Annotated in this window: 19 protein-coding genes; 14 read left to right on the top strand and 5 right to left on the bottom strand. The window is 36.3% G+C overall.

Features of this window, described 5'->3' with window-relative positions; translation table 11 throughout:
- Positions 1-345 precede the first annotated feature (345 nt).
- The 5 genes from ICJ84_RS13565 to ICJ84_RS13545 all read left to right on the top strand — a co-directional run bounded on the left by ICJ84_RS13565 (position 346) and on the right by ICJ84_RS13545 (position 7,609).
- Entirely contained in the window at positions 346-1,611 is a 1,266-nt protein-coding gene (locus ICJ84_RS13565; RefSeq protein WP_188216954.1) for a porin, read from the top strand.
- A gap of 288 nt (positions 1,612-1,899) precedes the next feature.
- Complete coding sequence (locus ICJ84_RS13560) at positions 1,900-2,169, top strand: Asp-tRNA(Asn)/Glu-tRNA(Gln) amidotransferase subunit GatC (protein WP_188216953.1); 270 nt, start codon at positions 1,900-1,902, stop codon at positions 2,167-2,169.
- 3 nt (positions 2,170-2,172) lie between these two features.
- On the top strand, positions 2,173-3,573 hold the full coding sequence (locus ICJ84_RS13555; protein ID WP_188216952.1) for an amidase family protein: 1,401 nt from the start codon (positions 2,173-2,175) through the stop codon (positions 3,571-3,573).
- Entirely contained in the window at positions 3,573-6,908 is a 3,336-nt protein-coding gene (gatB/aspS, locus tag ICJ84_RS13550) for a bifunctional amidotransferase subunit GatB/aspartate--tRNA ligase AspS (protein WP_188216951.1), read from the top strand. The genes ICJ84_RS13555 and gatB/aspS overlap by 1 nt, the downstream gene beginning before the upstream one ends.
- Positions 6,909-7,081: 173 nt before the next feature.
- Entirely contained in the window at positions 7,082-7,609 is a 528-nt protein-coding gene (locus ICJ84_RS13545; protein WP_188216950.1) for a DUF2911 domain-containing protein, read from the top strand.
- A gap of 48 nt (positions 7,610-7,657) precedes the next feature.
- On the opposite strand, the gene ICJ84_RS13540 is transcribed toward ICJ84_RS13545, so the two are convergent.
- Positions 7,658-7,969, bottom strand: coding sequence for a DUF202 domain-containing protein (locus ICJ84_RS13540; RefSeq protein ID WP_188216949.1), 312 nt, complete (start codon positions 7,967-7,969; stop codon positions 7,658-7,660).
- Positions 7,970-8,033: 64 nt separating this feature from the next.
- Complete coding sequence (locus tag ICJ84_RS13535; RefSeq protein WP_188216948.1) at positions 8,034-8,663, bottom strand: 7-carboxy-7-deazaguanine synthase QueE; 630 nt, start codon at positions 8,661-8,663, stop codon at positions 8,034-8,036.
- A gap of 187 nt (positions 8,664-8,850) precedes the next feature.
- On the opposite strand from ICJ84_RS13535, the gene ICJ84_RS13530 reads away from it, so the two are divergent.
- From ICJ84_RS13530 to rluF, 6 genes are read left to right on the top strand one after another with little or no spacing between them, the layout of a single operon-like run.
- Entirely contained in the window at positions 8,851-10,386 is a 1,536-nt protein-coding gene (locus ICJ84_RS13530; protein ID WP_188216947.1) for a helicase HerA-like domain-containing protein, read from the top strand.
- A gap of 45 nt (positions 10,387-10,431) precedes the next feature.
- Entirely contained in the window at positions 10,432-10,983 is a 552-nt protein-coding gene (locus ICJ84_RS13525) for a hypothetical protein (protein ID WP_188216946.1), read from the top strand.
- Positions 10,984-10,989: 6 nt separating this feature from the next.
- On the top strand, positions 10,990-11,964 hold the full coding sequence (locus tag ICJ84_RS13520; protein WP_188216945.1) for a YitT family protein: 975 nt from the start codon (positions 10,990-10,992) through the stop codon (positions 11,962-11,964).
- Between the two features lie 18 nt (positions 11,965-11,982).
- Positions 11,983-12,354, top strand: coding sequence for a cupin domain-containing protein (locus ICJ84_RS13515; RefSeq protein ID WP_188216944.1), 372 nt, complete (start codon positions 11,983-11,985; stop codon positions 12,352-12,354).
- Positions 12,355-13,179 (top strand): alpha/beta hydrolase, encoded by an 825-nt coding sequence (locus ICJ84_RS13510; protein WP_188216943.1) that lies wholly within the window; start codon positions 12,355-12,357, stop codon positions 13,177-13,179.
- 39 nt (positions 13,180-13,218) lie between these two features.
- The gene (gene rluF / locus ICJ84_RS13505; protein ID WP_188216942.1) at positions 13,219-14,034 is read left to right on the top strand and encodes a 23S rRNA pseudouridine(2604) synthase RluF; all 816 of its coding nucleotides are present in this window, start codon (positions 13,219-13,221) and stop codon (positions 14,032-14,034) included.
- A 55-nt stretch (positions 14,035-14,089) separates the two neighbouring features.
- On the opposite strand, the gene folD is transcribed toward rluF, so the two are convergent.
- The 3 genes from folD to ICJ84_RS13490 all read right to left on the bottom strand — a co-directional run bounded on the left by folD (position 14,090) and on the right by ICJ84_RS13490 (position 18,296).
- The gene (gene folD, locus ICJ84_RS13500) at positions 14,090-14,968 is read right to left on the bottom strand and encodes a bifunctional methylenetetrahydrofolate dehydrogenase/methenyltetrahydrofolate cyclohydrolase FolD (RefSeq protein WP_188216941.1); all 879 of its coding nucleotides are present in this window, start codon (positions 14,966-14,968) and stop codon (positions 14,090-14,092) included.
- A 49-nt stretch (positions 14,969-15,017) separates the two neighbouring features.
- Positions 15,018-16,346, bottom strand: a complete 1,329-nt coding sequence (gene ffh, locus ICJ84_RS13495; protein WP_188216940.1) for a signal recognition particle protein — start codon at positions 16,344-16,346, stop codon at positions 15,018-15,020.
- A 198-nt stretch (positions 16,347-16,544) separates the two neighbouring features.
- Positions 16,545-18,296 carry a hypothetical protein gene (locus ICJ84_RS13490; RefSeq protein ID WP_188216939.1) on the bottom strand — a complete coding sequence of 584 codons (1,752 nt, stop codon included), beginning with the start codon at positions 18,294-18,296 and terminating at the stop codon, positions 16,545-16,547.
- A gap of 116 nt (positions 18,297-18,412) precedes the next feature.
- Between ICJ84_RS13490 and ICJ84_RS13485 the strand changes: the two genes are divergently transcribed.
- The 3 genes from ICJ84_RS13485 (at position 18,413) to ICJ84_RS13475 (ending at position 22,235) form a co-directional block, all read left to right on the top strand.
- The gene (locus ICJ84_RS13485) at positions 18,413-18,928 is read left to right on the top strand and encodes an RNA polymerase sigma factor (protein ID WP_188216938.1); all 516 of its coding nucleotides are present in this window, start codon (positions 18,413-18,415) and stop codon (positions 18,926-18,928) included.
- A gap of 69 nt (positions 18,929-18,997) precedes the next feature.
- Positions 18,998-19,891 (top strand): FecR family protein, encoded by an 894-nt coding sequence (locus tag ICJ84_RS13480; RefSeq protein WP_188216937.1) that lies wholly within the window; start codon positions 18,998-19,000, stop codon positions 19,889-19,891.
- Positions 19,892-19,931: 40 nt separating this feature from the next.
- Entirely contained in the window at positions 19,932-22,235 is a 2,304-nt protein-coding gene (locus ICJ84_RS13475) for a TonB-dependent receptor plug domain-containing protein (protein WP_188216936.1), read from the top strand.
- Positions 22,236-22,253 lie beyond the last annotated feature (18 nt).

Below are 22,253 nucleotides of genomic sequence, written 5' to 3'. Positions count from 1 at the left end.
CGAAATAACAAAGCTTTCAAAAAGCTTTTTATCGACTTTATCCATAAATTATCAACAATTGTTAATTAATTAAAAATGTCTTAAATCGCTTAAAAAAGGCCTTAAAATTGATTTTGCCGTTTTTATTTGTTTTGTAAAATTTGAATTTTACAAAAATCAATTACAACGCATTTAAAGACTTATTTACGGTTTACAATACCACTTCAAAATGACTTTTTCACAAGAAAAACCACCCCTTTTTAGCATAAAAAGTTTAAATTCATGGTAAACATGATGTTTGTCACATTTTCATCATTTAGTTCGTAATAACTTTGTTTAGTAACCTTTAAACAACTTACCATTGTTATGAAAATAAACAACCAGACTATAATATTTTACCTACTACTCCTATTTATATTCCCTGCAACACTATTCGCTCAGGAAAATGATAAATTCAAACCAACATTTAACTGGAATATTACTTCACAATTCTGGCTCAGGTATTCCGATTTAAATGAAGGCTCAGAAATTCATGGTGAACCGACTTCAGAATTTTTCGATATTTCCATTCGTAGATTACGCATTCCTATTTCAGCTCAAATAACCCCGAAAATATATACTTATGCCATGTTTGGTGGCAACAATTACAATTTTAAGGGTGACACCTTCCCTATTGGTATTTTAGACTTATATGCAGAATATTCTTTTGCCAAGTACTTTGAAATTGGCTTTGGAAAATCGGGTTGGCAAGGCCTTAACCGATGGAATATACGAAGCAGCAAAACGCTTATGGGCCTGGACTCACCTCTATTCACCTTGAATTCTGTTGAAATTAACGATGATATTGGCCGTTTGTTCGGACTTTGGATTAAAGGTCAGGCAGGTCATTTTGATTACCGTATGACGTTTAATAGACCTTTCTACGTGAAAACTATTCCCAATGGTGCAGTTAATTTTGCGAATAACAAGCCCAGAGTAAAAACTTCGGCATATGTAAAATATCAATTTTTTAATCACGAATCTAACAAATCGGCTTATCAAACAGGCACCTATCTGCAAAAGAAAAAAGTCCTTAATATAGGTGGTGGATTTCAATTTCAACCCGAAGCCATGAGCGATGGCGATGCCAATCTTGAAGACACTAACATTTATGACATTTCGCATTATGCAGCAGATTCGTTCTTAAATCTTCCGCTATCTAATGGCAATGCCATTACGGCCTACTTGGGCTACTTCAATTATGATTTTGGGAAAGACTATATCCGTAATGTTGGAGCGAATAATCCAACAACCGGAGGTGGAACCGACTTTAATGGTTCAGGCGTTGCATTTCCTATGATTGGAACAGGAATCACCTGGTACGGGCAATTTGGTTACGCATTTAAAGAAACAAACGTTTTAAACCTTCCTACAATTATTCAACCTAATATTGCCATACAACATTCCAATTGGGACGCTTTAAATGATAACATGACAGTTTATGATTTTACAGTAAACTTTCTAATAAAAGGCTCTCACGACAATAAAATAAGCATTGGATATCAGCATCGCCCGATATTTGACGCCATATCCTTAGAACAAAAGGACTATAAAGGCATGGTTGTGCTTCAATATCAAATTTCGTTTCATTAAGTCCGGTTTTAAAAATTAAACACAAACAACCATTTCATTATACAAACAACAAATTATTTTAATCTTTTTTAACAATTCAATAATACCTTGCAGGATACTTAAAAAAATAATGTATCGTATGTTTATTCTCTATATATTTGAAAACAAAGAAATAAAAATGATAGTAATCAATAACAATAATAATTTCAATAATCCTAAAAGTTAGGACAGGAAGGTTATTGTTTAAAATATATGTAAAAAAGCCTTCCGAGTTCGGAAGGCTTTTTTTTAACCCAAAATTATTAAGACATGAGTAAAATTATGACCGTCGACATCTTGTCGAGTATTAAAGGAGCCCAGCCCAGTGAGGCCGTGAACAAATTATTTGATGTAATTAAAAATGCACAGCCAACAAATAATAACTCTTTTAATAATAATCGTAATCATTGTCTATCGATAAACGATTTAAGAGAAGACGAAGTGATTGAAAGTTCGACCACCGAAAAGCAAATCATTATTGAAAACTTTCCTAAAGAGAAAAAAGGCTATTTGGTGGTTTCAAAAATTATAGAAGAATAACACATGGAGTCTCAAATACATAAAATTCACCAACAACTGGTTAACAAAGACATAACCTGTGTTGCATTGGTTTCGGAAAAATTAAATGCTTTAAAGGCAAACACACATAATACGGTAAATTCTACTTTAGATGACTTAGCGCTTAACTTAGCAGCTAAAGTCGATTCTAAAATTACCAATGGCGAAACCATTGGCTTGTTGGAAGGCATTCCTTTTGGTATTAAAGATGTTTATATGCTTCAGGGAACGACAACCACAGCGAGTTCCGATTTACTTAAAAACTACAAATCAGCTTATACAGCAACGGCGATTCAAAAATTGTTAGATGCCGGTGCCATCCCTGTAGTTAAAGAAAACTGCGACAGTTTCGGTCATGGTTCTTCAAGTGAAAACACCATTTTTGGCGCAGTAAAAAACGCTATAAATCCAGAACTTGTTGGTGGTGGTTCTAGTGGTGGTTCGGCAGTAAACGTTGCTAAAGATTATACCGTATTTTCTATTGGTGGCGATACTGGTGGTTCGGTTCGTCAGCCGGCTGGTTACAACCATGTTTACGGACTAAAACCTACTTACGGCCGCATTTCACGTTATGGCCTAATGGCTTATGCCTCATCTACCGACTGTGTTGGACCAATTGCTAAATCGGTTGAAGATATTCGTATTATTTTAAACGTGATGAGCGGTAAAGATGTAAAAGATCAGACGACTTACGCTTCCGCGGAAATTAACGCCGACAGTATCTCAGATACTTCTGAAATTAAATCAGTAGGTTACTTTAAAAACTTTATTGAAAGTGATGCGATCGACCCGAAAATTAAAGCAGACTTTTTAAGTACAATTGAAAAAATAAAAGCAAAAGGTATCGAGGTTAAAGAATTGGATTTCTTCCAATCCGATATTTTAGTATCGACGTATTATACGCTTGCCATGGCCGAAACAGCTTCTAACCTATCGCGTTTAGATGGCTCCAACTACGGTAACCGTATTGAAGATAAAAACTTAAAAGAATCTTACGCCGTAACACGTTCTGAAAATTTTTCAGAAGAAACCAAACGACGCATTGTTGGTGGAAACCAGGTATTATCACAAGGATTTTCAGATGAAATTTATTTAAAGAGTTTAGCCCTTCGCGATGCGATTTCAGAAAACTTTGAGGAGGATTTTAAAGATGTTGATATCATCTTATCTCCGGTAACACCAAGCACACCTCCTGAAATAGGCAACAGTTTAAAAGACCCGCACGCCATGTATTTAAGCGATGCATATACCGTTGGCTTTAGCCTTGGACAATTACCAACATTAACGGTTCCGCAAGGTACAGAAACAGGCTTACAAATTACAGCCGCAAAAACGAATGACGAACTTGTTTTGAAGTTTGCTAACTTCTTAAAAGATACGATATAATGGAATTAGAACAATTAGACGCGCTTTTAAAAGCCTACGAATTAGAATTGGTTATCGGACTGGAAACTCACGTACGATTAAACACTAAAACCAAACTGTTTTGTTCTTGCCCTAATCAGGAAATTGAAACGCCTAACCAAAATATATGCTCCGTTTGTACTGGGCAAATGGGGGTTTTACCTGCCGTAAATAAAGAAGCCGTTAAAAAAGCAATTTATTTCGGAAAAGCTGTAAAATCGACCTTTTCCAACGAGGTGATTTCATGGGATAGAAAACATTACGAATACCCGGACAATCCAAAAAACATACAAATTACGCAGTTTCACAACCCCATTATTCCAGATGGGCAAGTGTCTTGTTTCCGTAACGACGGATCACAATTCACGGTAAACTTAACACAAGTCCATATAGAAGAAGACGCTGCGAAATTGATGCACGAAAAAACGGTTTCTTTGGTAGATTTCAACAAAGCTGGTGTACCACTAATTGAAATTGTTACAGAGCCTTGTATTCGTCATATTGAAGATGCCTCAACATATGCGCAATACATTCAGCGTATTGTTCAAAATTTAAAAATCTCTGAAGCCAATCTGGAAAAAGGAGAATTTAAATCCGATGTATCTGTATCACTCCGTAAAAAACATTCATATGCTTTAAATCCGCGCACGGAAATAAAAAACCTAAACTCCTTTAAGTTTATGGTTGATGCTTTAAAAGAAGAAGTTGAAAAACAACTAAACTATTACATCGAACATAAAGAATTCAGACCCGATCAAACCACGGTACTTTGGGATGCCGATTTAAAGCAAACCAAAACCATGCGTAAAAAGGAATATGAGGCCGATTACCGTTTTATTTCGGAACCAGACCTCCCTTTTGTTTGCATCAAAGACGTGGTGGAATCGATTGATGTAGACGTCAGTTCACTTCCGTTTGCTGTAGAATCTATTTTGATAAAAGGTGGCGTATTACCTCAGGATGCGAAATTTTTTACAGCAGATTCGTTACGTTCAGAAACTTTTGTAGCAATTAATGAAGTTATTCAAGACCCGTCATTTGTTGCCAAAACATTGACCAACAACATCAAACCAGAAGAATACGGAGATATTCACAGAATTGAACATTTAATTGAAATTTTTCAGTTGTTTAAATCTGAAAAAATCACTTCTGTTCTAGTTCAAAATGCGATTACTGAATATTTAAAGGACAGGCATTTTGATTATAACCAATATTTTGATGAGAACACCATTTCTGAAGATAAAATTCAGAATGCTATCGCTCAAGTGATTGCTGAAAACAAAACTATTGCCAACGATATCAAAGCCGGAAACCAAGGTAAAGCTGGTATTTTAGTCGGAAAAGTGATTTCGATTATTGGCAAAGGTGCTTCAGGGAAAGTGATTCGCGAAGGCATTTTAAGTGCCCTACAAGCAGATACCTCAGGAACTTCATCAGGAGAAACTACGGTAAAAACAAAAGCAGAAACTCAGGCTACTTCTAAAAAAGAACAGGAAGAAGTTTTACCTGAAATCCCTATCGTTATCAAAGAGGAATACCGAACCCATTTAATCACAGATATCATAGACGAAAGCATTGATCAGGAAGTTACCTTTGCTGGATGGGTATCAAGTGTTCGTGATCACGGCGAATTAATTTTCATTGATTTGCGCGATTCAAGTACCGAGATTTTTCAAGTACGCTTAAGTCGTGAATCCTTCCCCAACCTGGATGAATTGGTTCGCTTAAAACCTGAGTCGGTAATTACCGTTTCAGGAACGATTGTGCAACGTAAGGAAGATGATTACAATGCAGCGTTACGCACAGGAAGAATTGAATTAGAAGCTAAAGCTCTTGATATTTTAAACCTTTCAAGAACGCTTCCGTTTGAAATAAAACGTGCGACAAAAACCAATGAAAACACCCGTTTCCAATATAAATATTTAGATCACCGAAATGATGATGTGCGTCGTACGATTGTAAATCGCCATAAAGTGATTAAACTGCTTCGTGATATTTTAGACGAGCAGGATTTCCTTGAAATAGAAACCCCTATTTTAAGTGCCGGAACCGACGAAGGAGCTCGTGAGTTTATTGTTCCGTCAAGAAAACAAGCCGGCGCATTTTACACACTTCCACAGGCACCACAACAGTTTAAACAAATGTTGATGGTGAGTGGTTATGAGAAATATTTCCAGATTGCACGTTGCTTTAGAGACGAAGATTCTCGTGGTGACCGTCAGCCTGAGTTTACACAATTAGACTTGGAAATGGCTTACGCCAGCATGCAACAAATCGTCGATTTAAACACCAAAATGTTTAATGAAGTGGTGACTAAAATTTACGGCAACAAATGGATTTTACATCCGTTTGAGGTTCTAACTTATAAAGAAGCCATGGATAACTACGGTTGTGACCGTCCGGATTTACGCTTTGGATTAAAGCTTCAGGATATTACCGAAATTGTTAAAGACACTACATTCCAGGTATTCAGTAAGCCTATTGAAGAAGGTGGCATTGTAAAATGTATTAAAGTTACCGCGGAAGAACAAGGCAAAAAACGTTTATCGAAAGGGCAAATTGAAAAACTAACGGGTATAGCCCAGCAACATGGTTTAGGCGGTTTAGCTTATATCATCGTTAATGAAGACGATTTGCAGTCACCAATCATTAAATTCTTAGGAGAAGATATCGCTGCAGGAATTATTGAAGCGACACATGCTCAGGTTGGCGATATCGTATTCTTCTCAGCTGCTGATTATGCGACCGCAAATAAAGCTTTAGATGCTGTACGTCAGGAACTAGGTAGCATGTTGAAATTAATTAATCCGAAAGAATTAAGACCTGCATGGGTAGTAGATTTCCCTATGTTCGAAAAAACCGATGAAGGCCGCTGGACATTTACCCACAACCCCTTCTCTATGCCTGCTGTTTACGACATTGAAAAACATATGAACGGAAAAGACGAAGAAATCGGAACTATAATTGCTCAGCAATACGATTTAATTCTGAATGGTTACGAAATTGGCGGAGGTTCTGTGCGTGCACATAAACCTGAGATTTTAGAAGCCACCTATCGCAACATGGGGTATAACAAAGAAGAAATGCTAAAAAGCGTTGGCACTATGTACAAATCGTTCCATTATGGTGCTCCTCCACACGGCGGAATTGCCTGGGGTGTAGACCGTTTAATGATGATTTTAGAAAAGAAAACATCTATTCGCGAAGTGATGGCCTTCCCTAAAACAGGAACCAGTGAGGACTTACTATTTGGTGCTCCTTCCCTACTTTCAGATAAAAAAGTAGAGGAAATGAATGTAAAAATCATGAGAAAATAACTCTCTTATTAATCAATAACCACAAAAGCTTCAGAGGTTTCTGAAGCTTTTTTTATCCTTAAATTTAAACAAACTGAAACTTTAACAGTCTTATTTAAGATTTAGAAAAACTTTAAGAACATTTCGGTTTATCTTTAAAAACACATTAATCTTTAAACAACTAATATCTTTTTATGAAAAAATCAACTCTTTTAACCACATTAGCTTTTGCTTTTGTGATGTTATGTTCAGTAAATTCTAATGCTCAAAAATTCGCTAAATTAGACAAAAGTCCTTTAGACGTTGCTTATTACAGAACCGACAGAAATGCGCCTCCAATGGCTAAAGTAATCTACAGCAGACCACAACTTAACGGTAGAGCCTTAGCTACTTTAGCTCCAAATGGTAAAGTTTGGAGAACCGGAGCAAACGAAGCTTCAGAAATAAAATTCTATAAAGATTCTAAGTTTGGCGGAAAAGACGTTAAAGCTGGTACTTATGCTTTATATACTATTCCTGGAGAAAAAGAATGGACCGTTATTTTAAGCTCAGACACCGATGTTTGGGGTGCATACAATTATAACGAAAGTAAAGATGTTTTACGCGTGACAGCTCCAGTAACTCAAGGAGAAGCTGTTGAAGCTTTTTCTATCGCATTCGATAACGACAAGATGTTCCTAGCTTGGGATACGACCAGAGTTGCTGTTCCTATCAGTCAGTAATTAAAAAACTATGATTATATAAAAAAGCCTTGAAATTCAAGGCTTTTTTTATTCATGTATATCTTCCGAAACGTCTGCTAAATCTAATAATCTGCGTAAGTTTTTTTTCAATAAATAGAATCTGTAAATACCTATTAATAAAAACACAACAGAAAACCCCAAAGAGACGTAAGCCAGATAATCAAAATTTGAATACTCGTTTTTCAATTCAAAAAACGCAAAACTACCTATAAGTAAATACAACGACGACCGAATGTAGGACATCAAAGTGCGTTCATTTGCTAAACGCGTGCGCTCAATAGCTAACTGATCACGTAAAATTATGCGTCCATCAGGTTTAAACTCCCGACGTGAAGACATAATCTTATTTCGTTTTATTCTCAATGCTTTTGGTTTTAAACGTTTCCTAAAATTACGTTATTTTTTAAGGAATATTTAAATACTTATGTGTTTGTAACGACACCTTCCACTTTGGGTGTTTCATTACATAATCCACAATTTCAGGAATCACTTTATCACGTTTGCTCCACTCCGGCTGCATGTATAAAATACAATCTTTATTCACTTTCTCGGCCTGTTCTTCGGCAAAACGAAAATCATCTTTATTATAAATAATTACCTTTAATTCATTTGCTTTAGCATAAACTTCTTCGGTAGGTAATTTCATTTTTTTAGGTGATAAGCAAATCCAGTCCCAGGTTCCGGTTAACTTATAAGCACCCGAAGTTTCAATATGAACCTGCATGCCTTCAACTTTCAACTGTGTTGTTAAAGCCGTCATATCCCAAGTTAAAGGTTCTCCTCCGGTTATTACAATAGTATCGCTGTACTTTTTAGCGTTTTCTACAATTTTAGTCGTTTCGGTAGGCGGATGTAAATCGGCATTCCAGCTTTCTTTCACATCACACCAATGGCATCCCACATCGCAACCACCAACACGAATAAAATACGCCGCAGTTCCTTTATGATACCCTTCACCCTGAATGGTGTAAAATTCCTCCATTAAAGGCAGCATTTCGCCTTTATCTACTAATGTTTGTATTTCGCTTTTCATGGGTGCAAAGATACATATTCATTTACTTATTTCACTTTTTTTACCGTTCATTTAACGTCTTGCCAATTCTATTAGAACAAAGACATTCAACAACCTAGAAAAACAAGAAAAACCACGTTATTGATTCCAAAAGTTCGCTATTTTTTTCTTCATCAATTTTCATGTATTTTTAACCAAAATTAAAGGTATGAGTAGAACAGACGATTTTTTAAAACACATTACTGAAGGCAATACTACCAAAGGCGATTTTATTCCGGTTGGAGCTGCCATGCTTGACGGCGAAACCATTACCGGAGCCCATGTAAAAATCCCTTTAAAAACATTAAATCGTCACGGTTTAATTGCTGGTGCTACCGGAACTGGAAAAACCAAATCGTTACAGGTTCTGGCTGAAAATCTAAGCGAACGTGGCATACCTGTTTTACTTATGGATATTAAGGGCGACTTAAGTGGTTTAGCGCAACCTAGCCATGGCCATGTGAAGATTGATGAGCGTATGTCACAAATTGGTCTGCCATTTGAAGCCAAAGGATTTCCTGTTGAAGTACTTACCTTATCAGAACAAAATGGTGTTAGACTTCGTGCGACCGTTAGTGAATTCGGCCCTGTTTTGTTATCCCGAATTTTAGATTTAAGCGATACACAAGCCGGTATTGTCGCTGTTATTTTTCAGTATTGCGACGACAACAAACTCCCTCTATTAGATTTAAAAGATTTTAAAAAGATTTTGCAGTACGCAACCGAAGAAGGCAAAGCTGAATTCACCGAAGCTTACGGACGGATTTCAACATCTTCAACTGGAGCTATTTTGCGTAAAATCGTAGAACTGGAACAACAAGGCGCCGATTTATTTTTCGGAGAAACCTCGTTCGATGTTCAGGATTTGTTACGCGTTAATGACCATGGTCTAGGCTATATTAACATTATCCGTTTAACCGATATTCAGGACCGTCCTAAACTATTTTCGACTTTTATGCTGAGTTTACTGGCTGAAATTTATTCTACCTTTCCTGAACAAGGCGATAGCGGAAGACCAGAACTTGTTATTTTTATTGATGAAGCACATTTAATTTTCGATGAAGCATCAAAAGCCTTACTTAATCAAATTGAAAGCATCGTTAAACTAATTCGTAGTAAAGGCGTTGGTTTATATTTTGTAACGCAAAACCCTACCGATGTTCCCGAAGAAGTATTAAGTCAGTTAGGATTAAAAATTCAGCACGCGTTACGAGCCTTCACAGCAAAAGATAGAAAAGCGATTAAACTAACAGCTCAAAACTATCCGGATTCTGAATATTACAATACCGAGAACGTTTTAACATCTTTAGGAACCGGAGAAGCTCTGGTATCGGCTTTAGATGAAAAAGGACGTCCGACACCTTTGGCAGCAACCATGATGCGCGCACCAATGAGTCGCATGGATATTTTAACCGAAGATGAGTTAAAAACCCTACTTTCATCCTCTAAACTTGTTAAAAAATATAACGAAACCATAGACCGCGAAAGTGCTTACGAATTGCTTAACAAAAAAATAGCCGAAGCTGAAGCCGATGAAGCTAAAGAACAAGCCGAAAAGGAAAAAGAAGCCCTAAAAAAAGCAAGAACATCTTCGTCAACATCCAGACGCCGAAGCACGGCAATGAATCCTGTGGTAAAGGTTTTAACCAGCGCTACTTTTATTAGAAGTGTTTTTGGTATTTTAACTAAAATCATGAAAAAATAATACGACATTTGTCGCTTAATAAATAAAAAACCTATCTATCATTACATGAAAAAACTAATTTTAAGCATCTCGGTGTTGTCGCTACTTTTCGCTAGTTGTAACAAAGCGCAAGACCCCTTTGAAATCTCAAAACAACACGTTGGTTTACTTACTGATTCAACACGTGTTAAAGACTTAAAATCCATATTTACTAACGATTCTATAACCGAAGCATTTAATGATAATGGGTTTATGGGGGTCAGTAAAAGCATTGAAGTATTCGATAAAGCAGGGAAAAAACTTTTAATATTAAACCCGGAATACAAATCGGATACCACAGCTGTGGTGAGAAGTGTACAAATTATCGATCCGCGTTTTAAAACCGATAAAAATATTACAACGTCAAGTACCTTTAAAGATATTAACAGTAATTATAAGATTTCGAGAATAGACAACCTGATCAACTCGGTGGTCGTGACTGTAAACGAACTAAATGCAAGCTTCACCATTGATAAGCAAGAACTTCCTGCAAATCTTAGATTTGACATGAATCTGGATATTGAAGCGATGCATATTCCTGATAATGCAAAAATAAAATACTTCTTTATAAACTGGTAAACCTCTATGAATCCGTTTTTATCCAAATTACTGGTCGATGTTGCTCGAAAAAGGCTTAAAAGCCAAAGCGATCAGCCTGTGAGTAAACGACAAATCGTACCACTGGTAAGGATATTTCAGGTAGAATTAGCCCACGCCGTTAAAGAATACATCTTTATTATCATTGGTGTGTTTTCTGCTGGATTCGGATTAAAAGGTTTTTTATTACCCAATCATTTCATAGACGGAGGCGCCACTGGTATTTCGTTATTACTAAACCATGTGACGTCTCTCGATTTAAGTATATTCTTAATTCTGGTTAACCTTCCGTTTTTAATATTAGCATCAAGAACCATTAGTATGAAGTTTGCTATTAAAAGTATAGCTGCCATTGCTTTTTTAGCCTTTGTGGTTCATTTTGTAGATTATCCCACTATAACAGAAGACAAACTTCTAATCTCTGTTTTTGGAGGATTCTTTTTGGGTTTAGGTATAGGATTGTCTGTGCGAGGTGGCAGTGTTATAGATGGTACCGAAGTACTCGCCATTTACTTAAGTCGTAAATTATCGCTAACTATTGGAGACGTTTTACTTCTTATTAATATTTTAATATTCTCCGTTGGGGCTTATATCCTTTCCATTGAAACGGCGCTTTACGCTATTTTAACGTATCTTGCAGCCGCAAAAACCGTAGATTTTGTTGTTGATGGTGTTGAAGAATATGTAGGTGTTACCATAATATCAATACACCATGAGGAGTTACGTGTTATGATTACCGAAAAACTACATCGCGCCTGTACCATTTATGCTGGTAAAGGTGGTTTTGGTTCTTCCGGTAAAAGCTACGAAAAAGACATTATCTATACAGTAGTTACCCGTTTAGAACTCGCCAAACTTCAAACTGAAATTGACAAAATAGACCGAAACGCCTTTATTATTATGGGAATTGTAAAAGACCTTAAAGGTGGCATGATTAAGAAGAAACCCTTACAAGGACATTAACACGAAAACCAAAATATTTTGGCCAATAAAAAATTCACCGTACAAAACAGTCCATTTGTTGTACCTACGACCGATGGCAAAGTTATTAAAGAACATTTTGGCGTTGCTACCGACGGCAACAGCACCATTAGCATAGCCCATATGAAAGCACCTGCCGGCTGGAGCGAACCCTTTCAAACACCTGAGTTCGACGAATACACCTTCATCATCAGTGGAAAAAAACAATTTATTATTGACGACGAAACCGTTGTTTTAGAGGCCGGACAATCCATAAAAATAGAACGAAATACCCGAGTGCAATACTCGAATCCTTTTACCGAAGTCTGCGAATACATTGCCATTTGCACGCCTGCATTTTCAATGGATTTAGTTCACCGAGAAGACATTTAAATGAACAATACCCTCGTAAAAACCATAGGTAAGCTTATTAATACAGCAAGCTACTTATCGCCAAGTTATGCAGCAAAAATAGCTGTAGATTTATTTTCAACACCAAGAAAAGGAAAATTACACACCGAAGAATTAAAATACCTTAAATCTGCAAAACAAAAGACTTTTGTATATGATGGTATTAATATTCACACCTATCAATGGCAAGGAGCTAACAAAACCATTTTACTAGTTCACGGTTGGGAAAGCAACACCTACCGCTGGAACGATTTAATCGAACTTTTACAAGCCGAAGATTACAATATTGTGGCTTTAGATGCTCCAGGACACGGAAATTCAGGGCATAAAACCTTTAACGCGGTTTTATATTCAGAATGCATTAATATGGTCGCCCAAGAATTTAAACCAGACGTCATTATCGGGCATTCTATTGGTGGTACTGCTTCCGCATTAGCGACTAACAATAATAAACTTCCTATTGAAAAATTAATCATGTTAGGTGCTCCTTCAAATTTTGATGAAGTTATTGAAAACTACGTCAACATTATGGGCTACAATAAGAGAGTTATCAAAGCCATGAACGACTATTACATGAAGCACTTTGGAAAACTTCCCAGCTTTTACGCCTTCAAAAACTTTTCAGAACATATTACTGCCGAAGGTTTGATTATTCACGATAAAAAAGACCGTATCATCTCGTATCGTGATGCTTTGCAAATTTCGAAATACTATAAAAACTCTAAGCTGGTAAAAACACAAGGCTTTGGACACGGCTTAAAAAATGAAATTGTTTACAATCATATTTTAGAATTTTTAAACGCTTAGATTTATTGTATTTTTGCCCACAACACTAATTACCTCTACATGTCGGAAGAATTAAAACGAATAAACAAATATTTAAGTGAAGTTGGATACTGCTCGCGCCGAGAAGCCGATAAGCTTATTGATGCCGGTCGTGTAACTATAAACGGTAGCGCTCCTGAAATGGGAACTAAAATAGCCCCGGGTGACGTGGTTTGTGTAGATGGTGAGGTAGTAAAAAACACCAAAGACAGTTTCGTCTATCTGGCCTTTAACAAACCGGTTGGTATTGTCTGTACTACCGACACCAGTGTAGAGAAAGATAATATTATTGATTATATTAACTATCCGAAACGCATCTTCCCTATTGGTCGTTTAGACAAACCAAGTGAAGGGTTAATTCTTTTAACCGATGACGGTGACATTGTAAACAAAATTCTTCGCGCAAGTAACAACCACGAAAAAGAATATATTGTAACGGTAGACAAGCCTATTTCTCAAACCTTTATTGAGCGCATGGCAGGTGGTATTTATTTAGAAGATTTAAAGAAAACCACCAACAAATGTAAAGTTGAAAAGCTTAGTACATTCGAGTTTAAAATTATATTGACTCAAGGCCTGAACCGACAAATCCGTCGTATGTGTGATTATTTAAATTACGAAGTACAAACCCTGAAGCGTGTTCGTATTATGAACATTAAGCTGGACACGCCCATTGGGAAATACCGCGAATTAACAAAAGAAGAATTTAAAGAACTTAACAATTTAATTAGCACCTCAACCAAAGTCTTTAAACCAAAAACCGACCGACGCTCGGTTACCTCTTCGGAAAGATCGCAACCAAACAACAAAAGACAACCAAAACGCAGAAAACGGTAAACAAAAAAAGCAGCATTTAAAAATGCTGCTTTTTTTATTCTATAATATCAAGTTCTTACTTATTGTGTCTTTCTCTTGCCAATAAGGTATTTTTAAGAAGCATCGCAATCGTCATTGGACCTACACCTCCTGGAACAGGAGTGATAAAGCTTGCTTTTGGACTTACACTTGCAAAATCGACATCACCAGCTAAACGGTAACCCGCTTTTTTAGTGTCGTCTGGTACACGAGTAATTCCTACGTCAATCACCACTACACCATCTTTAACCATATCACCGGTTAAATACTCAGAGATACCAATCGCAGCTACAATAATATCGGCTTCACGTGTAATCTCTGCTAAATTCTTAGTACGACTGTGCACAACTGTAACCGTTGCATCACCAGCTTTACGTTTCTGGCTCATTAAAATACTCATAGGGCGACCAACAATATGGCTACGTCCCATAACCACCACATTCTTACCAGAGGTTTCTACATTGTAACGCTCTAATAATTCCATAATTCCGAATGGTGTTGCCGGAAGGAATGTTGGTAAATCTAAAGCCATTCTTCCCACATTTGTCGGATGAAAACCATCAACATCTTTATCGGGATCGATAGCCATTAATACCTTTTGCTCATCAATATGCTTAGGTAATGGCAACTGCACGATGAAACCATCAATATCATCATTCGTGTTTAATTCATTGATTTTCTCTAATAAAACTTCCTCAGTCGTTTCTTCAGGTAAATCAATTAAAGTAGAATGAAACCCTATTTTTTCACAAGCTTTAACTTTAGCATTTACGTAAGTCATACTTGCCCCATCTGTTCCAACTAAAATCGCCGCTAAATGAGGGACCTTTTCCCCATTAGCAATCATGCTTTGTACATCGACTGCGATCTCCTCTTTAATATCGTTACTTACTTTTTTACCGTCTAAAATTGTCATATTTCAGATTTTGCTTGCTTGTTTATTATAATTGTTCTAAAATTTAATACTAACGCATGCCTTTCATCATGCTCATCATCTTTTTAGCACCACCTCCCTGCATCATCTTCATCATTTTGCTCATTTGGTTGAATTGCTTTAAAAGCTGATTCACTTGTTGTACCGAAGTACCAGATCCTTTACCTATACGTTTTTTTCTACTCGCATTAATAATTGACGGGTTGGTTCTTTCTTCTGGTGTCATAGAATAAATAATGGCTTCAATTCCTTTAAAGGCATCATCATCAATATCGACATCTTTTAACATTTTTCCAGCTCCAGGTATCATGCCCATAAGGTCTTTCATGTTACCCATTTTCTTGATCTGCTGAATCTGGTTTAAGAAATCGTCGAAGCCAAACTGGTTTTTAGCAATTTTCTTTTGAAGTTTACGCGCTTCTTCTTCATCAAACTGTTCCTGTGCACGCTCTACTAACGACACCACGTCTCCCATACCAAGGATACGGTCTGCCATACGTGAAGGATAAAACACATCAATCGCTTCCATTTTCTCTCCAGTACCAATAAACTTAATAGGCTTATTAACTACCGATTTAATTGAAATAGCCGCACCACCACGCGTATCACCATCTAACTTGGTAAGTATAACCCCGTCGAAGTTTAACACATCGTTGAAGGCTTTCGCTGTATTAACCGCATCCTGACCTGTCATAGAATCTACAACAAATAAGGTTTCCTGTGGCTTAATAGCTGCATGAATATTAGAAATCTCGGTCATCATGGCTTCATCAACAGCTAAACGACCCGCGGTATCTATAATCACAACATTATGTCCGTTGGCTTTTGCATGAGCAATACCTGCCTGCGCAATCGCGACCGGATCTGTATTTCCTTTATCGCTATATACCTCTACACCAATCTGCTCACCTACCACATGTAACTGGTCAATAGCTGCAGGACGATACACGTCACAGGCAACTAATAACGGTTTCTTTGTCTTTTTATTTTTAAGATAATTAGCAAGCTTACCTGAGAATGTTGTTTTACCAGAACCTTGTAAACCTGACATCAAAATAACGCTTGGCGTACCAGACAGGTTAATACCTTCAGCATCGCCACCCATTAATTCGGTTAACTCGTCTTTAACGATTTTAACCATTAACTGTCCTGGCTGTAATGTTGTTAATACATCCTGACCAAGGGCCTTTTCCTTAACGGTTGTTGTAAATTGCTTTGCTATTTTAAAGTTAACATCGGCATCTAATAAAGCACGTCTTACTTCCTTTAAAGTCTCTGCTACATTGACTTCGGTAATACTTCCGTGACCTTTAAGAACGTGTAAGGCTTTATCTAATTTATCGCTTAAATTATTAAACATAATTGTTATTGAAATTTTAAGAAGTGCAAATTTAGTGATTTGCTGTGTATTATAGAAGTATACGAACTATAAAAAGTGAAACAAAAAAAAGGACTATCAAAATCATTAGTTTGACAGCCCTTTTCAGGTGAAAGCTTCCCTAAAATAATTAACCCACTAATTAGAACAAATAGATTTAGCTTTCAACCGGTAGCAGAATTAGTTTTTCTTTTCCAATACTAAAATGCGTTCCACTTCCCCTGAAGCACTAAAGTCTTTTAATTCTATTCGAGTTGTTGAAACGTCTTTAATTCTCCAACGGTGGTTTAATACGGTAAACGGATCGGTTTCTTCGAAGCGCATTCCCATAAACAAGCCTTCATTTCGGTAAGCTAACCAAGAACCATTAATGACATTAGCTTCCAAATCGGTTGCTGTTACAAGCCCTGTAGCCATAAAATTCAGCGTGAAATCGTTATAATCTGAAGTTTTCTCGACCTCGCCGTCTTGGTATTTGGCAACTTCCCAGTCTCCGAGAATCAACAACCCGTTAATATATTTTAGATCGTCGTCCAACTCCGGGCAATATCTTTTTAATACCATTTTATTATCTGCATTTTCAAGCTTAATAATTCCTGGCTCTAGGAATGTTACTAACCATTCCAGATTTAAATCTGGTCGGCCTTCAAACACGATCTGCAACATAAACCCGGCGTCAACCTGATTAACCTGATAGGTTCCTTCAAGCAGTTCACCATTAACCCGTAATTTCACCCCATTATCGGCATTGAACTTTAACGGCGTACCTATATATTCAGTTTCATTATCTACCCCATCAATATTTAATCGCTCAACACGCCAAAAACACTCCTGCAAATAATTTTCAATGCGTTCTTTTGAATAATCAATTACGATATCGCAATTCTTCTTTAAAATCGCACGGTTACCACCTGCCTTATACAATTTAATTCTACCATATTCTAGGTCGTAGACAAACCATTCTAAAGTAAAATCTACTAACGAATCGAACTCTAATTTTATTAAGGCACCATTGTCGACTACTCGGGTAGACCAAGTTCCTGTTAACATATCTCCACCTCTCGTGCGAACCTGAACCACATTTTCTGCTTTAAACACAATGGCATATTCACGATATTTATCATCTAAATCATCGTCATTTCTTTCGAATTCATAGACCACCCAAGGACAAATTTGTAATAAATGATCTAAGCGTTCTTTAGTGAAATCATGGTCTCCATAGTCGTTATCATCATCTTCATCACAGGTGTCTTTTGCTTCTTTTATTGCATTTTGTAAGGCTAAATTATTATTCACTATAATTTTTGAGCCATCACCCAACAGCATGGATACCGGAAAATTTAAACTGGCAAAAACTTCTCCTTCCCTCACTCGATGTATAAATCTGTACAAAGCACGGTCGCCTTCAATATTCACGACATCCATCACCTGAAACTTGCTATTGTAAACAGAAAACGAAATCGGGTATTGAAAATCGATACACTCAATATCATCGTCGTCTTCATTATCTCCTCGGCATTCTTGTGCTAATTCTATTAATCCCTCCTTAGATTCAATGGTTATTTCTGTAAAATCGGAAGTCGTCACAACAATTGGAAAAAAAATCCCCAAGTCTCTGTATTCGTAATCGAACTCCTTAAATAAAGCGGCAATAATCTTGTAATCTTCAGTAGAATCAATGGTAACTTCCAAGCCATGAACCGAAACAGTTACAGGTAATTCAACAGTTAAACAACTTGCTCGATCTATAATATTATCCATAGAGCCGTCTTTAGTTGAAGTTGCTTCAATTAAAACCGCAAGTTCTGAGTTTGCCGTTATAGTCTCTGAATCTTCTATCGTTCTTATATCGACAACCTCATCCTGACAAGACGTCAACATGATAAAGGCAAAAAAAGGTAATAGAAAAAACGGTTTTAGTTTAGTTTTCATAATCCTTTGATTTTTGGGTTTTTTGTTAGTATTTGATTATAGAACAAGTTCTCCTTAAAAATTCCTACCCTGTGTATTCTTTTTTTATATTTTAGATTCTGCAACCTCATGAATTTATGCCAAAATCAATACAGGAAAATATTTGCGAAGAACGATTGTTTTCTTCCATTTTTAATAAATACGCTAAAGATTTACACAACTTTTTATACTACAAATTTGGCGAAGAATTAAATCCTAAAGATAAGGTGCAGGAAGCTTTTGTCAAACTTTGGGAAAACTGCGCTAAAGTGACTCCCGAAAAAGCCAAAAGTTTTGTCTTTACCACAGCGAATAATTTAATGCTTAACGAAGCGGCCCACCAAAAAGTGATTTTAAAATACAGGCAAACAAAACCCAAAACCCACACCAACGAAAATCCTGAGTTTTTAATGCAGGAGAACGAATACCGTAAAAAACTCCAGCAAGCTCTGGCGAATTTAACCGATGCTCAACGCGAAGCTTTTTTAATGAATCGAGTTGAAGGCAAACGCTTTAAGGAAATTGCTGAACTTTTAGATATTTCTACCAAGGCCGTTGAAAAACGTATTTATGGCGCTTTGGAAAAACTAAAAAAAGACATTAAAGAATTATAGCCTATAAAAAATAAAGCTTATGGGTAGGAAAAAATTATAGACACCTGTTATATAAGTGTACTAGAAATTATGGAAAGAGAACAATTAATATTAAAATGGCTGAAGAACGAGCTAAATCATGAAGAACTTAAAGCTTTTAAAAAACTTGAAGATTACAATGATTTAATACAGTTGAATAACGCTTTAGAGACATTTAAATCTGAAGAATACAATACTGCTGAAGCTTTAGATCTGGTTTTAAACACCATCAAATCTAAAAAGACTTCAACATCCTGGATAAAGAACATTATCCGTGTTGCAGCCGTTTTAGTCATCTCATTTGGGCCCTATTATTACACAACCACATTAGACACTAAATATTCAACAGATGTCGCTCAAAAAAGCCTTATAGAACTCCCTGACCAATCTATTGTAAACTTGAATGCGCAATCGACCCTGATTTTTAATAAAAGTGATTGGAAAAAAGAACGGGAAGTCAATCTTTCCGGTGAAGCGTTTTTTAAGGTTTCAAAAGGGTCTTCGTTTCTGGTAAAAACCAAAACCGGTGTGGTCACCGTATATGGAACAGAATTCAACGTGAAACAACGTGAACAATTTTTTGAAATTATTTGCTACGAAGGTTTAGTTGGAGTGACTTACAACTCACAAGAAACTAAATTAAAACCTGGCGACAGTTTTTTAATTCTAGACGGGAAATTTATTGCTAAAGAAAAAGAAAATAACCTAGAACCTTCGTGGTTAAATAATGAAAGCTCCTTTAAAAGTTTACCTTATAAACAAGTGATTGCAGAATTCGAAAGACAATACGGCGTTAATACGACACTAATAAACGTAGATAAAAATCAACTGTTTACAGGTAGTTTCACCCACAATAATCTGGAACTTGCACTAAAGTCTATTACGCTACCGTTACATATCACCTATAGTAAAACAAACGATGCCATAATATTAAAAGGTGAATAGAAATTTTATTTTTTCTATTATTTACGGAATATGTTTTTTGATGTTTCCTCCCTTGAACGGGCAAACACATCAAGAAAAGCAATCGCTTATTTCAATTTTAAAAACGCTTGAAAGCCAATACAACATTAGCTTTTCGTATGCCGATGTGACAATAAAAAACAAAACAGCCGCTTTCCCTAACACCAATCTAACTTTGTCTGAAATTCTAGAGCTTTTAGCTTCGGAAACCCAACTGGAATTTGAAGTTCTGGATAGCCGTTTTGTTGTTATAAAAGAACAAATCTTAACAGAAAAATCTGCTTTTAAAACCCAACGACTTGATGAAGTTATTGTCTCGAAATACCTGACCAACGGCATCAACAAATTAAACGATGGTGCTATTACCATTAATACAGAAGCCTTCGGTATTTTACCTGGTTTAATTGAACCCGATGTTTTACAAACCATTCAAGCATTACCCGGAATTATGAGTACCGATGAAACCGTTTCCAATATTAATGTACGTGGGGGTACACACGACCAAAACCTCATCCTTTGGGACGGCATCAAAATGTATCAATCCGGACATTTTTTCGGGTTAATTTCTGCATTCAACCCTTATACTACCGAAAAAATAAACGTGTACAAAAACGGCACCAGTGCCAAATACGGCGATGGTATTTCGAGTGTAATTGACATGAAATTACCTGATAACATCGATAATGAATTTAAAGCCGGGGTAGGATTTAATTTAATTAACGCCGACGGCTTTGCTAAAATACCATTATCAAAAAAAACAGAATTACAACTCTCTTCGAGACGTTCTCTAACCGATCTAATCACCACACCTACTTACAATCAGTATTTTAAACGCATCTTTCAGGATTCTGATTTAACAAAAACCCAAAACTCAAATTCCATTTCTCAAAATGAAAAATTTTATTTCTACGATGTCGCTTTAAAATTTCTGTATGATATTACTGAAAAAGATAAAATTCGATTTCATTTTTTAAATGTGAATAATTACTTGAATTATGACGAACAATCGGCCGTTAACAATAAAAATGAAGCCTTAAATAGTAATTTAAGACAGGAAAATCTAGCGACTAGCATTACATTCACCAGAGATTGGAACGAAAAGCTATCGACAACCTCACAAATCTATGTCTCTAACTACGATTTAGATGCCACCAATTTCAACATTACAAACAACCAACGCCTTATTCAGGAAAATGAAGTATATGATGGCACAGCAAAAATCGACCTTAATTATAGTCCAAATTATCACTTTAAATTCAACAGTGGCTACCAATTTACCGAAGTCGGCATCAGTAATTTGGAGGATATTAACAGACCGTATTTTAGAAGTTATATTAAAGAAGTACTTCGAACACATGCCACTTACGCCGAAACTCAGTTTCTGTCTAATAATGCCAAAACCAAGGTTAATTTCGGAACACGTTTAAATTATTTCCCTAAGTTCGATAGGGTTTTAATTGAACCACGATTAAGCTTTAGTCGACGATTTTCAGACAACTTCCGACTTGAAATATTGGCTGAATTAAAAAGTCAAAGTACATCACAAATCATCGATTTACAAAATGACTTTTTAGGGATTGAAAAACGCCGCTGGGTATTATCAAACAATTATACAGAGATTATTGAAAAGCAGAACCAAACCATTTACCCTGTACCTATTTTAAAGAGCAAACAGCTTTCTACCGGGATTCATTACGACAAAAATCATTTATTAATTAGTTTAGAAGCCTACTTAAAAAAAGTAGATGGAATCACTACTCGAAGTCAAGGTTTCCAAAACCAGTATCAGTTTGTACACGCTATTGGAAACTACGATATTAAAGGACTGGATTTACTAATCAACAAGCAATTTGGAAACACCGTAAGCTCATGGGTTTCTTATTCGTACTGCACAAACAACTATACTTTCGATAGTTTAAATAATGGTAAAGCGTTTCCTAACAATACCGATATCAGACACGCCATTTCATTTGCCGGAGCTTATACCAATCATAATTTTAAATTCGCTTTAGGGATTAACTGGCACTCAGGAAAACCAACTACAGAACCTGATGTTAACGATAGCCCTAACGACGATTTTATTACTTACGCCAGTCCGAATAGTTCTAACCTTAAAGATTATTTACGAACCGACTGCTCGACGACCTACTCGTTTAATATTTCAGATACTGTAAAAGCGACAGTTGGCGCTTCCATCTGGAATCTTTTAAATCGTTCCAACATTATTAACAGTTACTATACTTTAGATGATGACAACACAGTTAACAGAGTAGAAAATCTCTCGCTGGGTATCACACCAAATGTGAGTTTCAGGATGCGTTTTTAAACAAAAAAAAAGACACAT

This window comes from Aestuariibaculum suncheonense (assembly GCF_014596935.1).
Taxonomy (GTDB): Bacteria; Bacteroidota; Bacteroidia; order Flavobacteriales; family Flavobacteriaceae; genus Aestuariibaculum; species Aestuariibaculum suncheonense.
The sequence above is the reverse complement of the archived record's forward strand: the minus strand, read 5'-3'. Positions and strand labels throughout refer to the sequence as shown.